The following is a 12,752-nucleotide window of genomic DNA, read 5'->3' on the forward strand; positions in this document are numbered from 1 at the left end:
GCGCGCGGACACCGACAGGCCAGTGAACTGCCTAAAGGCGCGTATCGTGGAATCCGCTGCCGGCAACCGCGCTGCACAGGTCGGACCATTCGCAGCCTAGGCACGCCTGGCGCGTCTGGCCGGAGGAAAACGCTTTCCGCATGGTGGCCAAGCGCGCGGTATCGAGGCTGAAACGGGCGCCGTCCTCGATCGGCCGGCCCAGGAGTTCGCCGACATCACGCGCGGCGAGTTGGTCCCGCTCGGCAGCGCTCCCGCGCAGGCAGTGCGGCTCCGGCTCGCTAAGCAGAGGGGCGCAGATATCATCCGGCCCAGAGACGATCAGGACCGTCTCGCCCTCGCCCAGCCGCCTCACCACCTTGTCGTAATTGGCGGTGAAGGCGGGCGAGTAGCCCTTGCCGACATAGGTCAGCAGGCAGAGCAGATGGTGGGCACGGAGCCTGACGGTCATCGTGCCTCAGGCGAGCGGTCGCGCGGTTCGGCCCGATAGGTCGAGAAGAGCTTCAGCGTGGCGGCGCCGAGGGCCGACTTCAGCAAGCCGCCGACGATGAACGGCAGGAAGCCGAAGGTAATGGCCTTCTCGGCGCCGATCATGACGGCAAGCCAGGCAGTGCCGAGAACCAGGCACAGAAGATTACCGATGAGCATGGCGGCGAAGGCAAGCATCACGCGATTGCCGTTCCAGCCGCGCTCGGCCAGCCAGCCGACAACCGCGGCGACGATCGGGAACGAGAAGAGATAGCCGCCGGTAGGGCCGACGAAATGCTGCACGCCGGCCGCGCCGCCGGCCAGAACGGGAAAGCCGGCGGCGCCCTCGACAAGCCAGGCCACGATGGTGAGCGCGCCGAACCGCCAGCCGTAAAGCGCGCCGACGAGCGTCACGGCAAAGGTCTGCATGGTCACCGGAACCGGTATCATCGGCACCTCGATGTAGGACGAAAGCGCCAGGAACAGCGAGCCGAGAATGACGGCGCCGGCCTTCCAGGCAAGCGAGCGGTTGTGCAGTCCGAGCGGGCTGAAGGAGGGCTTGGCGGTGGAAACGGCGATGTTTGTCACGGTGATGTCCCTGCTTGGTGAAATTATAGATAATTTTTGAATTCGATCTATTATCGAATCCGTATTTTTGGGAGGATGGCAAGCGCTCCATGGCGGAAACGTCGATCGACGAGCGGCAACGCTGAGCAATTCAGGGTGTTTTGGGATGCCCAAAGCCGACATTTGGCGGCAATAGAGCGCCGCAGCGCGAAGCGTTTCCGCTCGCGCTACCCAACAATGGCGAAGGCGTCGCGGGTCTTGCCGGAGGCGGTCTTGACCGGTTTCTGGCCGATCCATTGCACATGCCGGCCAAGCGTGACGGCGGCCGATTCGGTGTTGCCTTGCCGAAGCGCGCTCAGGATAGCCCGGTGATCCTGGTCGGTGCGGGTTTCCCACTCGGAACGCCAGGCCGCGAACAGGAAGCGGGCGCTTGCGGCATGCAGATCGTCGATGGTGGACAGCAGCCGCGGCATGTTGCAGGGCGCCAGGATAAGCCGGTGGAAGGTGCGATTGGCTTCTTCCCAGGAGCGGACGTCACGGGATTTGTCGCCCGCCTTGGTCGCCTCCTCGGCCTGGTCGAGGATCGCCGGCGTCAGATGCGGGGCGGCGTGGCGCAGCGCCAGCACTTCGAGCGCCGCGCGCATCTCGGCCACTTCCCTGACCTCGCCGAGGTCGAAAGCGGCGACGCGCACGCCGCGGCGCGGTTCGCTGATCGCCAGGCCTTGCGCCTCGAGGCGGCGGAAAGCCTCGCGTACGGGCACGTGGCTGGTGCCGAATTCCTCCGCGACATGGTCCTGGCGCAGCCGCGATCCGGGCTCGATTGCGCCCGAAATGATGCGGTCCGCCAGTTCCTTGCTGATGCGGACGGCGATCGTGTCCTCAGTGTTGGTCATATTTTATAGATAATTTGCGCAGCGGTCGTTTGTCGAGACCACCAAAGCAGGATTCACAGATGCCCTGCCCTGGCGGGCGCCAGACAACCACCAGAAAGCCGACAGGCTCTTAGTTGACGCGGCTGATGCAGAAATCGATGACGTCGATCAGCGCCGACTTTTGCGGCGTCGCCTCGAGCGGCGCCAGTGCGTCGCGGGCGATCTCACCGAAGTGGCGCGCGCGGCCGATCGTGTCGGCGATGGCGCCGTGGCGGGTCATCAGGCCGATCGCCTTTTCGAGCCCGGCGTCGTCGGTGACGTTGTCCTCGATAGCCCGATTCCAGAAGCTGCGCTCGGCCTTGGTGCCGCGCCGGTAGGCCAGGATCACCGGCAGCGTCACCTTGCCCTCGCGGAAATCGTCGCCGACATTCTTGCCGAGGTCCTGGCTCGAGCCGCCATAATCCAGCGCATCGTCAATGAGCTGGAAGGCGAGGCCGAGATTCATGCCGTAGGAGCGCAGCGCCGTGCGGTCGGTGCGGGACGCCTGGGCAATCACCGGGCCGACCTCGGCGGCGGCAGAAAACAGGGCGGCGGTCTTGGCCTTGATGACGGCGAAATGCTCGTCCTCGGTGGTCTCCAGGTTCTTGGCGGCGGCAAGCTGCATGACCTCGCCCTCGGCGATGATGGAAGCGGCGCTCGACAGGATGTCCAGAGCTTCCAGCGAACCGACCTCGACCATCATGCGAAAAGCCTGGCCGAGCAGGAAATCGCCGACCAGCACGCTCGCCTGATTGCCCCAGATCATGCGCGCCGTCTTCTTGCCGCGGCGCAGCGCGCTTTCGTCGACGACGTCGTCATGCAGCAGCGTGGCCGTGTGCATGAACTCGACCGCGGTGGCGAGTTTGACATGGCCCTCGCCCGCATAGCCGAACATCTGGGCGGCGGCGAGCGTCAGCATCGGCCGCAGCCGCTTGCCGCCGGACGAGATCAGGTGATTGGCGATCTCGGGGATCATCTCGACGTCCGAGCCGGCCTTCGACAGGATCAACTCGTTGACGCGTCCCATGTCGGCTGCCGTCAGGTCGATGAGATCCTTGATGGAAGCAGGTTCCCGCTTGCCTTCGATATTCAGAACGACACCCACCACGATCACTCCCGTCTATTGACGCGCACGACAACACCCTGGTCCCGTTGCGACTCTAGGGCGGTACAACCGGGCACGGCAAGAGGCGAATTGGCGCGGCCGGTTAGAGCAGTTCAGCGTTTGGCAGAACAGCTGAACTGCTCTAACTGATTGTTTTTACGCAATTCCGGACGGAAAACCGTTACACACTTTTCCTGGAATTGCTCTAGCGCGGGTCTGCTTCAACGTTTACATGAACGCCGCAACCTGCGATTTTCATTCCATGATCGAGCTTGTCCGCACCAACGACGCCGTCGTCATCTCTTTCGTCGAATCGCTGATGCGCGATGCCGGCATCGCCTGTTTCGTCGCCGACCAGAACATGAGCGTGCTCGACGGATCGATCGGCATCCTGCCCCGGCGCGTCATGGTCGACGCCGAGAAGGCCGATGCAGCGCGGCGCATTCTGAAGGATGCCGGCATCGAGAACGAGATCCGCCGGAAATAATGGCAGCATCAACCACCCTCGCCCCCGACACGCCGGCCCACACGGTCGATGCCTTCCATCGCGGACGCTTCTGGCTGATGCAGCCAAGGCAAGGCCATCGCGCCGGCATGGACGCCATGATGCTGGCGGCTGCTGTCCCGTCCACCTTTTCCGGCCGGTTGGCCGATTTCGGCGCCGGCGCCGGCGCCGCCGCGCTCGCCGTGCTGACGCGCTGCCCGCAATCGCGCGCGGTGCTGGTCGAGCGCTCCGCCGAGATGGCGGCGTTCGCCGCCGCCACGCTTGCGCATCCGGGCAACGCGCATCTCGGCAGCCGCGCCTCGGTGCTGACGGCCGACGTCACGCTTGCCGGCCGGGCGCGGGCCGAGGCCGGGCTTGCCGACAATGCCTTCGACTTCGTCATCATGAACCCGCCCTTCAACGCTGCCGAGGATCGCGCCACGCCGGACGCGCTGCGCAGAGAGGCGCATGTCATCGAGGACGGGCTGTTCGAGCGCTGGATCAGGAGTGCCGCAGCCGTCGTCAAACCGCGCGGCGGGCTGGCGGTGATCGCGCGGCCCGAGCAGCTCGTCGCCATCCTCGATGCGATCGAAGGCCGCTTCGGCGACGCCGAGATGCTCTGCGTGCATCCGCGCCCGGACGCGGCGGCGATCCGCATCGTCGTCAGGGCGATGCTCGGCGCGCGCGGCAAGCTGTCGATCCGGCCGCCGCTCATCTTGCACGGACCGTCCGGCAACGAGCCGACGGAGCGGACCGAGATGATCACCAACGGGCTGGCGTCGCTATTCGGCGATTGATCAGAGGCCGGCGATGCGGCATTGCCGTTGGCCGGCGAATTCCTACATGCCGGGAGCAAGGATGAGGTCTCACCTTGCTCTTGCACCTCTTGCGGAGACAAGCTTTCGTGAAACGCCTCTTCAACCGCCTGCTGCCGAAATCCTGGCGCTCGACAGTCGTCACCATTCCCGTCATCCGGCTGCACGGCACCATCCTGCCCGGCGGCGGCCAGTTCCGGCCGAGCCTGTCGCTCGCCTCGACGGCCGGCGTGATCGAAAAGGCGTTCGGCTTCGACGCGCCGGCGGTTGCGATCTCGATCAACTCGCCGGGCGGCTCGCCGGTGCAGTCGCGGCTGATCTTCAAGCGCATTCGCGATCTGGCGGCGGAGAAGAACAAGAAGGTGCTGGTCTTCGTCGAGGACGTGGCGGCCTCCGGCGGCTATATGATCGCGGTCGCCGGCGACGAGATCTTTGCCGACCCCTCCTCCATCGTCGGCTCGATCGGTGTGGTCTCGGCCTCCTTCGGCTTCCCGGAATTGTTGAAGAAGATCGGCATCGAGCGGCGCGTCCACACCGCAGGCCAGAATAAGGCTGTGCTCGATCCGTTCAAGCCGGAAAAGAAGGAGGACGTCGAGCGGCTGAAGGCCCTGCAGCTCGAAGTGCACGAGACCTTCATCGATCTCGTCAAGGAGCGGCGCGGCACCAAGCTCAAGGACGACCCGGACCTGTTCACCGGCCTGTTCTGGACCGCCAAGAGAGGCCTGGAGCTCGGCCTCGTCGATGCGCTGGGCGACATGCGCAGCGTGCTCAAGACCCGCTTCGGCGACAAGACGCAGCTCAAGCTGATCACCGCGCCGCGCGGGCTTTTCGGCCGTTTCGGCCTGTTCGGCTCGCGCTTTTCGGCGCCCGACATCGCCGCGGCCGCGGCCAGCGGCGTCATCGATGCGGCGGAAGAGCGCGCGCTGTGGGCGCGCTTCGGGCTTTGAAAAAGTGCTGAAAACGTCTAGCATGACCGCTTGACCGACCCGGCCTTACCGCTATCGCGGGAGGAGTTTCGAGATGCCGCAGATCATTTTCTTCGTTGTCGTCGGCGCCGCCGCCTATTTCGGCTATCGCGCTTTCATCCGCGAGGCCGAGCGGGTGACGGCCAAGATCCGGCGCACCGAGAAACAGGCGGCCAACGGCACGATGGGCACGCTGGTCAAGGATCCGAAGACCGGCGAGTACCGCCTGGCCAAGGACTGAACACCATTTCGCCAGCAGCCGACATTCCGGAGCCCGGGGCCAAGTCCCGGACATGGCTTGCGCCCGCCAAGATCAATCTGGCGCTGCATGTGACCGGCCGGCGCGCCGACGGCTACCACCTGCTCGACAGCCTTGCCGTATTCACCCGCTTCGGCGACCGGCTGCAGATCGAGCCGGCGGAGCGTGACGAATTCGCGGTGTCCGGCCCCTTCGCCGCCGATGTGGCGCTCGACGGCGGCAATCTGGTCATCAAAGCACGCGAGGCCCTGCGACGGGAAGCCGGCGCGCACCAGGCACCGCCGGTCGCCATCCGGCTGGAAAAGAACCTGCCGATCGCTTCCGGCGTCGGCGGCGGCTCGAGCGACGCGGCGGCCGCGCTCAACGGCCTTTCGCATCTGTGGGGACTCGATATCGAGGAGGCCGGACTGGCCCGGATCGGGCTGACGCTCGGTGCCGATCTGCCGATGTGCCTCAAGGCGAAGCCGCTGATCGCGCGCGGCGCCGGCGATGAACTGTCGCCGCTGGCGGAATTCCCGGCGCTGGCGCTGGTTCTGGTCAACCCCGGTGTGGCGGTTTCGACGCCCGAGGTGTTCAAGGCGCTTGCCAGGCGCGACAACGAGGTGTTGCCGCCCCTGCCCAGCCGTCTGGATTTCCACACCATCCGCAATTGGCTCGAGGCGACCCGTAACGATCTTGAGCCTGCCGCGGCGACCATCCAGCCTGCCATCGGCGAAGCGCTCAAGGCGCTGAACAAAGCAGACGCCGCCTTCGCCCGCATGTCCGGCTCCGGCGCCACCTGCTTTGGCCTGTACGAGACCGGCAATGTCGCCAAGCGGGCGGCGATCGAGATCCGCGGCCGCCATCCCGGCTGGTTCGTCGCCGCGACGCGCAGCATGGAGGCTGATTGATGGCCAACGAAAGCCGTCCCTTCGTTCCGGTGCGCATCGCGGTGCTGACGGTTTCCGACACGCGCAGCCTGGCCGACGACAAATCGGGGCAGACGCTGGCCGACCGCATCGTGGAGGCAGGCCATGTATTGGCCGCCCGTGACATCGTCACCGATGATCGTGAAAAGATCCGCGAAAAAGTGCTCGCCTGGTCGAAGGACGAGGCGGTGGATGTCGTCATCACCACCGGCGGCACCGGCTTCACCGGCCGCGACGTGACGCCGGAGGCGCTGGAGCCGATCTTCGAAAAGCGCATGGATGGCTTTTCGGAGGTCTTCCATCGCATCTCCTACGACAAGATCGGTACCTCGACGATCCAGAGCCGGGCGACCGGCGGCGTCGTCAACGCCACCTTCGTCTTCGTGCTGCCGGGTTCGCCCGGCGCCTGCAAGGACGCCTGGGACGGCATCATCAAGGCCCAGCTCGACTACCGGCACATGCCCTGCAACTTCGTCGAGATCATGCCGCGGCTGGACGAGCATCTGCGGCGCGGCGGCAAGCCTGCCTCGTAAAGCATAGGCAAAGCATCCGATCGGCATCCGGTTTGCAGGCGCAATGGCGCACTCGCCTTCGAGGCGCCATTCCGAAGCCGACGCCGGCAAAGTACCTTGTGCGAGGAAACAAGGGACAATGCCATGACCGTTCACGGCGGCGGATGCCATTGCGGCAACATCCGCCTGAGCTTCTCCAGCGCTCTCGATCCTGCCGGAATGGAAATCCGCGCCTGCCAGTGCTCGTTCTGCACCCGGCACGGGTCGCGTGCCGCCGCCGATCCGGACGGGAAGCTGGTCGTCTCAGTCAAAGACAGGGCGCGATTGCAAATCTACCGCTTCGGCCTGCGCACCGCCGACTATCTCATCTGCCGTGAATGCGGCGTCTATGTCGCCGCGATCGCCGGCAATGGCGCCGACGCCATGGCGATTGTCATCGTCAACGCGCTCGACGATCGCGAGCAATTCTCCCGCGAGCCGATCCCAGTCCGCTACGACGCCGAAAGCCGCGAGCGGCGGGTTACCAGGCGCCGCAGCGCCTGGATGCCGGTCGAGATCCAGGGGATTTGACCGGCCGGGTCCGGCTCAGCGGATGACAGGCTCGCCATGGAAGCGGCGGCGCGACGGCCGCGAGACGCCGAAGCCGACTTCCATCATCAGCCGCGGCGAGCGCGCCGGCACGGTGCCCATGTGGAAGCCGAACGGATCCTCGACGAAGCCGAGACCCGCTTCGCCCGTCAGCGTGACGGCGCTTTGCTGGCCATAGACGCTGAGCACCTCTTCCGCCGAATGGCCGACCAGAAGCGTCAGCTGATGCTTGAGCGCGCGCCGCCTGTGGCTGCCGCGGACATAGACATGCGGACCGGCGCCTGTGTCGACCGGCGCCAGATAGAAGAAGAACTTCAGCATGCGCCAGTCGTCGAGGTCGAAATGATATTTGCCGAGCGAGGCGAGGTTCTTGTCGGCGTCTGAGGCCTTGCCGGTCGGGAAGCTCCACCAGACGCGCGTGGTGATCAGCTTGGCCTGGCCGCCGAGATAATGCCGGGCGACGTCGAGAAGCAGCGGATCATTCTGGATGGCAAGCGCCGCCGGGCAATCGAGGATGCGCTCGAAATAGTGCCCGCTGAGCAGCGAGCGGCCAAAGCGCTTTTCCGCCTCGTCATGCTCGTCCGGCATGAATTCGAGACGGCGGTCGAAATTGCCGAAACAGGGCGTGCGCTGCGCGAAAGCGGCGATCTCTCCGTGGATCGCGGGCGGCAGCATGAGGCCCGAAAACAGTCCATCGGAACGCAACGCCTCAACCACCGCCTTGCGATCGACGCCGGTGAACATCGTCTCAGCCGCATTGTCGAGCGGACGGGCACGTTTGGCGCCCAGCCAGTGCATGCGGCGTCCGGGCATGGTACGCGCCAGCATGAACATCGGCAGCCAGGCCGGGTTCTCACGAAGGTCCGTCATGTAGGTCGGGATGCGCACCGCGATGCGGCGGAGCAGGCTGCCGTTGCGGGCAATGGCCTCCAGACTGGGAGTGCCGGATTTTTCAGACGTAGCAGGATTCATCGGGTTCCTCAGATATGCGCGGCAGCCGACGAACCGTGAGTCGCTTACCGCTCTGGCATTACCCAAACCCGATTGTCCCGCGTCAAAGGAATGCTAACTTCGCGGCAAATTTTGTGCAATGCACAATTAAATTCGCCTTATATAAAAAGTGCAGCGCCGGCTCTCGTCCACCAGCGAGGACGAATAGGTTACTTCGGCGGCGCGACCCAGATTTCCGCGTTCAGCTTTCTGGTCGCCAGCCCGCGTGCAAGGGCTTCGGCGCTGCGCGCGCATTTCGCGAGCGCCGCGGCCTGTCGCTTGCTGATGACAAGGCCTTCAGCCAGCGCCCGGTTGCCTGAAAAGACCCGGGCCAGGAACGGCGTGCGGTTGGCGCGGGCGCGTGCGAAGCGCGCGGGCATGGTCTGCCTTGCCGTGTGGGCGACGACCTCATCAATCCAGCCCTCGGCCAGCCGCGCGCCGGGCTCGAGGAACAGCAGCCAGTCGCCCTTGGCCTGGCCGATACCGGCAGCGATGCTGCCGGCCACATAATGGCAGCCGGCATGTTCGGCGACGCGATGCGTCTGGTCGGTCGAACCGGCGTCGCAAACGATGACGTCGCGCACCACGCCTTCGACCGCGCCGCTGATCAGCGAGGCGAGCGTGCGGGCAAGACCCTCTTCGTCGTTCCTGGTCTCGATGAGAACGCTGAGCATTCCCAGCCGAATACCGGAAAGCGCGGCGCCGCGCCAGTTTGCGCATTCCAATCGAAAAAGTTCTTGCTTTGTTCTCATCGGCAAAATAGGAATAGTTTCATGAACAGAGCGATTCGACAGTCTGCCGACAGTCCTTGGGAGAGGGCGAAAATGGAACAGATCGTGCGCGCCGACATTGCCGCTTTCGGAGCAGGCAGAGCCGAAATGGCAAACGCGATGCTGGAACAGAGCGGTATGCGCGTGCGCCCCGAACGCAATCGCGGACGCTCGGCCGGCATCAATCCGTCCGGCCGGTTCGAGCGGGTCAGCCGGCATGTGTTCGACGATGGCTGGAATTCGCTGGAGGAACTGCCGCCGTTCAAGACGGAGGTGCAGGTCGAAAAGCCGCGCACTATAATCACCCGCAACGAATCGCCGGACATTTCCTTCGACCGTTCGATCAATCCCTATCGTGGCTGCGAGCATGGCTGCGTCTACTGCTTCGCCAGGCCGACGCATGCCTTCATGGGCCTGTCGCCGGGGCTCGATTTCGAATCGAAGCTCTTTGCCAAACCGGACGCTGCGCGGATGCTGGACAGGGAATTGTCGAAGCCCGGCTACCAGCCGCGCACCATCGCCATCGGAACCAACACCGACCCCTACCAGCCGATCGAGAAGCAGTACCGGATCATGCGCGAGATCCTGGAGGTGCTGGAGGCGCGCGGCCATCCGGTCGGCATCGTCACCAAGTCGGCGCTGGTGACGCGCGACATCGACATATTGTCGCGCATGGCCGAGCGCGGCCTCGCCAAGGTGGCGCTTTCGGTGACGACGCTCGACCGCATGCTGGCGCGCACCATGGAGCCGCGAGCCTCGACGCCGACGAAGCGGCTGGAGGCGATAAGGCAGCTTTCGGACGCCGGCATCCCTGCCTCGGTGATGGTGGCGCCGATCGTCCCTGGCCTCACCGATCCGGAGCTGGAGCGCATCCTCGATTCGGCGCGCGCCGCCGGCGCCAGGGAGGCGGGCTATGTCGTGCTGCGCCTGCCGCTCGAAGTGGCGCCGATCTTCAAGGACTGGCTGCTGCGTCATTATCCGGATCGCTACCGGCATGTGATGTCGCTGATCCGCTCGATGCGCGACGGCAAGGATTACGATTCGGAATGGGGCAAGCGCATGAAAGGCGCCGGTCCTTATGCCTGGCAGATCGGCCGTCGCTTCGAGATCGCCGCCAAGCGGCTCGGCCTCAATGCCGAGCGGCGGCAGCTTCGCACCGACCAATTCGTCGCAGGCTCTGGCGGCGGCGAACAGTTGATGCTGCTTTAAAGACGGTGCCGGCCAGCAAAGGCCGGCACCGAGCAACTTGGGAGACACAGTTTTCTGCCCGGATTGCGACCCGCTAAGTATTTGCTTTTACGCTATTTCGAACGGAGAACCGCTGCGCACCTTTCCTGGAATTGCTCAAGAATCCCGTCCGGCCACTGTCCCCCGGCCGTGAGACGGTGCCCTCCCGGTCCGACGCCCCATCCGACCCGGAGGGACTTGCGGAGAATCGGAGCCGATGCGAACCTCGCCGCACCATGGCTCGCGCGCGTTCCGATTCTCCGCTTCTCTTTGAAATGGTCGAGAAGCCCGACTTCTCCGTCGAGACGAAGGCGATGGCCGACGGGCTGTGGCCCGTCGCCGGGATGGATGAAGCAGGCCGCGGGCCGCTCGCCGGCCCGGTTGTGGCGGCGGCGGTAGTGCTCAACCCCGCCAACATCCCGGAGGGCCTGGATGATTCCAAGCGACTCACCCATTTGCAGCGCGAGGCGCTGTTCGTCAAAATCCTGGGCTCGGCGCTCAGCGTCTCGATGGCGTCGATCAGCGCCGAAGGCATCGATAACAGCAACATTCTGAAAGCCAGCCTGGAAGCGATGCGCCGTGCTGCCGCCGGCCTGTCGCTGCAGCCGAAACTGGCCTTGGCCGATGGCCGCGACGTGCCGCCTGGGCTCGCCTGCGAGGGCCGCGCGCTGATCAAGGGCGACCAGCGCTCGCAATCTATCGCCGCCGCCTCCATCGTCGCCAAGGTGATGCGCGACCGCATGATGAGCGGCTGCGGCGGCCATCACGAGCATTACGGCTTCGAGGTGCATATGGGCTACGCGACGGTCCGGCACCGCACCGCGATCGAGGCCCATGGGCCGGTGGCCCGATTGCACCGGGCGTCATTTGCGCCGTTCCGATTGGGTGGCGTCGAGGTGGAAGAGGAAGAGAGTTTCGCAGGATTGGAATAAGGCGCGGCCTTGGGGACGGCTGATCTCCCCCACAAGGGGGAGATTGAAAGCTTCGGCGCCTTGCTCCCCCTGACCCAACAAAAAAGCCGCCGGGTTGCCCAGGCGGCTTTTTGATTCCGTAACTGCGAAACTCGTCAGTTCAGCTTGGCCTTCACGTCCTGCAGCGCCGACTTGAACAGGTCCGCGCCGGCCTTGGCGTCGACCTTGGCGGCAAGCAGCGCGCGGGCGGCTTCGACGGCGATGTCGACGGCGCTGGCGCGCACCTCGCCGATCGCTTCGCGCTCGGCCTGGCTGATCTTCTGCTCGGCAAGTGCGGTGCGCCGGGCGACATAGTCCTCTGTTCTCTTGTGCGCCTCGGAGGCAAGGAGCTCGGCCTCGCGCTTGGCGGCGGCGACGATGTCGGCGGCCTCCTTCTCGGCTTCCTTGCGCTTCTGCTGGTATTGGCCGAGCAGTTGCTGGGCCTCCTCACGCAGCCGGCGCGCTTCCTCGAGCTCGCTGCTGATCTTGGCCGCGCGGGCGTCCAGCGACTTGGCGAGCATGCCCGGCACCTTCAGATAGATGACGGCGCCGAGGAAGATGATCAGGGCAATGGTGGCCCAGATCGTGGCAAGTGATGTGGCGTCCATGATGCGCTCCTCACCGGCTCGCGGATTTGACCGCGGCCGAAATCTCGGCCTTATCGGTCTTGCCGCCGACCAGCGCCTCGACGATGGCCGACGTGGTGTCCTCGGCGATCGTGCCGACTTCCTTCATCGCCTTGGCCTTGATCGAGGCGATGCTCGCCTCGGCCTCGCCGAGCTTCTTGTCGAGTTCCGCCTCGAGCTTCTTGCGCGTGCTTTCGGCTTCGGTCTTGGCGGCGTCGCTCGCCTGCTGGCCGATCGTGTTGGCGCGCGACTTGGCTTCCGACAGTTCCTGCTCATAGGCGGCAACAGCCGCGTCGGCCTCGCCCTTCAGCCTCGCGGCGTGGTCGAGATCCTGGGTGATGCGATCGTTGCGGACATCGATGATACCGCCAACGCGCGGCATCACAACCCGCTTCAGGAACAGATAGAAGAGCCCGAAGGTGATGACGAGCCACAGAATCTGCGACGGGAAGGTCTCGGCATTGAACGGCGGGAACGTTTCATGCCCCTCAGCAGGCACGGCGGTGCCCGCATGCGTATCGCCTTCGGCCGCGGCCGGCGCGGTTTCTTGCGCAAAGGCAGATGTCACGAACATCTCATTCCCCTGTCCATACGGGGCCGCACCATGCGG

17 protein-coding genes are annotated in these 12,752 nt (G+C 65.2%); 9 read left to right on the forward strand and 8 right to left on the reverse strand.

Translation table 11 applies throughout. The features are described 5' to 3' along the window. Nucleotides 1-31: 31 nt before the first annotated feature. The 4 genes from EH240_RS06320 to EH240_RS06335 form a co-directional block, all read right to left on the reverse strand. Nucleotides 32-448: a DUF1284 domain-containing protein gene (locus EH240_RS06320; protein WP_124996553.1), complete on the reverse strand. Its 417-nt coding sequence runs from the start codon at nucleotides 446-448 to the stop codon at nucleotides 32-34. Further along, the gene (locus tag EH240_RS06325) at nucleotides 445-1,053 is read right to left on the reverse strand and encodes a biotin transporter BioY (protein WP_124996554.1); all 609 of its coding nucleotides are present in this window, start codon (nucleotides 1,051-1,053) and stop codon (nucleotides 445-447) included. The genes EH240_RS06320 and EH240_RS06325 overlap by 4 nt, the downstream gene beginning before the upstream one ends. Nucleotides 1,054-1,259: 206 nt before the next feature. Next, complete coding sequence (locus EH240_RS06330) at nucleotides 1,260-1,925, reverse strand: GntR family transcriptional regulator (protein WP_124996555.1); 666 nt, start codon at nucleotides 1,923-1,925, stop codon at nucleotides 1,260-1,262. A gap of 109 nt (nucleotides 1,926-2,034) precedes the next feature. Then, the gene (locus EH240_RS06335; protein WP_124996556.1) at nucleotides 2,035-3,048 is read right to left on the reverse strand and encodes a polyprenyl synthetase family protein; all 1,014 of its coding nucleotides are present in this window, start codon (nucleotides 3,046-3,048) and stop codon (nucleotides 2,035-2,037) included. Nucleotides 3,049-3,310: 262 nt separating this feature from the next. Here EH240_RS06335 and EH240_RS06340 point away from each other — a divergent pair, with 262 nt between their 5' ends. The 7 genes from EH240_RS06340 to EH240_RS06370 all read left to right on the forward strand — a co-directional run bounded on the left by EH240_RS06340 (nucleotide 3,311) and on the right by EH240_RS06370 (nucleotide 7,561). Beyond that, nucleotides 3,311-3,535: a putative signal transducing protein gene (locus EH240_RS06340; protein WP_124996557.1), complete on the forward strand. Its 225-nt coding sequence runs from the start codon at nucleotides 3,311-3,313 to the stop codon at nucleotides 3,533-3,535. Then, nucleotides 3,535-4,329: a tRNA1(Val) (adenine(37)-N6)-methyltransferase gene (locus EH240_RS06345; protein WP_124996558.1), complete on the forward strand. Its 795-nt coding sequence runs from the start codon at nucleotides 3,535-3,537 to the stop codon at nucleotides 4,327-4,329. Before EH240_RS06340 ends, EH240_RS06345 begins: the two co-directional genes overlap by 1 nt. Nucleotides 4,330-4,436: 107 nt before the next feature. Further along, nucleotides 4,437-5,294 carry a S49 family peptidase gene (locus EH240_RS06350; RefSeq protein ID WP_124996559.1) on the forward strand — a complete coding sequence of 286 codons (858 nt, stop codon included), beginning with the start codon at nucleotides 4,437-4,439 and terminating at the stop codon, nucleotides 5,292-5,294. A gap of 73 nt (nucleotides 5,295-5,367) precedes the next feature. Beyond that, nucleotides 5,368-5,553: a membrane protein gene (locus tag EH240_RS06355; RefSeq protein ID WP_040971812.1), complete on the forward strand. Its 186-nt coding sequence runs from the start codon at nucleotides 5,368-5,370 to the stop codon at nucleotides 5,551-5,553. 23 nt (nucleotides 5,554-5,576) lie between these two features. Further along, a complete protein-coding gene (locus EH240_RS06360) occupies nucleotides 5,577-6,461 on the forward strand; it encodes a 4-(cytidine 5'-diphospho)-2-C-methyl-D-erythritol kinase (protein WP_124996638.1) in 885 nt (294 codons plus the stop codon). Beyond that, nucleotides 6,461-7,012 (forward strand): molybdenum cofactor biosynthesis protein B, encoded by a 552-nt coding sequence (gene moaB / locus EH240_RS06365; RefSeq protein WP_124996560.1) that lies wholly within the window; start codon nucleotides 6,461-6,463, stop codon nucleotides 7,010-7,012. The genes EH240_RS06360 and moaB overlap by 1 nt, the downstream gene beginning before the upstream one ends. Before the next feature lie 123 nt (nucleotides 7,013-7,135). Further along, nucleotides 7,136-7,561, forward strand: a complete 426-nt coding sequence (locus EH240_RS06370; protein WP_124996561.1) for a GFA family protein — start codon at nucleotides 7,136-7,138, stop codon at nucleotides 7,559-7,561. A 15-nt stretch (nucleotides 7,562-7,576) separates the two neighbouring features. On the opposite strand, the gene EH240_RS06375 is transcribed toward EH240_RS06370, so the two are convergent. Both EH240_RS06375 and EH240_RS06380 read right to left on the reverse strand, forming a co-directional pair. Further along, complete coding sequence (locus EH240_RS06375) at nucleotides 7,577-8,551, reverse strand: hypothetical protein (RefSeq protein WP_124996562.1); 975 nt, start codon at nucleotides 8,549-8,551, stop codon at nucleotides 7,577-7,579. 188 nt (nucleotides 8,552-8,739) lie between these two features. Continuing rightward, nucleotides 8,740-9,243 (reverse strand): glycosyltransferase, encoded by a 504-nt coding sequence (locus tag EH240_RS06380; protein WP_124996563.1) that lies wholly within the window; start codon nucleotides 9,241-9,243, stop codon nucleotides 8,740-8,742. Nucleotides 9,244-9,393: 150 nt separating this feature from the next. On the opposite strand from EH240_RS06380, the gene EH240_RS06385 reads away from it, so the two are divergent. After that, the gene (locus tag EH240_RS06385) at nucleotides 9,394-10,548 is read left to right on the forward strand and encodes a PA0069 family radical SAM protein (RefSeq protein ID WP_124996564.1); all 1,155 of its coding nucleotides are present in this window, start codon (nucleotides 9,394-9,396) and stop codon (nucleotides 10,546-10,548) included. Between the two features lie 254 nt (nucleotides 10,549-10,802). Further along, the gene (locus EH240_RS06390; protein WP_124996639.1) at nucleotides 10,803-11,498 is read left to right on the forward strand and encodes a ribonuclease HII; all 696 of its coding nucleotides are present in this window, start codon (nucleotides 10,803-10,805) and stop codon (nucleotides 11,496-11,498) included. 134 nt (nucleotides 11,499-11,632) lie between these two features. On the opposite strand, the gene EH240_RS06395 is transcribed toward EH240_RS06390, so the two are convergent. Further along, nucleotides 11,633-12,124: a F0F1 ATP synthase subunit B gene (locus tag EH240_RS06395; protein WP_124996565.1), complete on the reverse strand. Its 492-nt coding sequence runs from the start codon at nucleotides 12,122-12,124 to the stop codon at nucleotides 11,633-11,635. Nucleotides 12,125-12,134: 10 nt separating this feature from the next. Continuing rightward, nucleotides 12,135-12,716: a F0F1 ATP synthase subunit B gene (locus EH240_RS06400; RefSeq protein ID WP_124996566.1), complete on the reverse strand. Its 582-nt coding sequence runs from the start codon at nucleotides 12,714-12,716 to the stop codon at nucleotides 12,135-12,137. Nucleotides 12,717-12,752: the final 36 nt, after the last annotated feature.

Source organism: Mesorhizobium tamadayense (assembly GCF_003863365.1).
GTDB lineage: Bacteria > Pseudomonadota > Alphaproteobacteria > Rhizobiales > Rhizobiaceae > Mesorhizobium > Mesorhizobium tamadayense.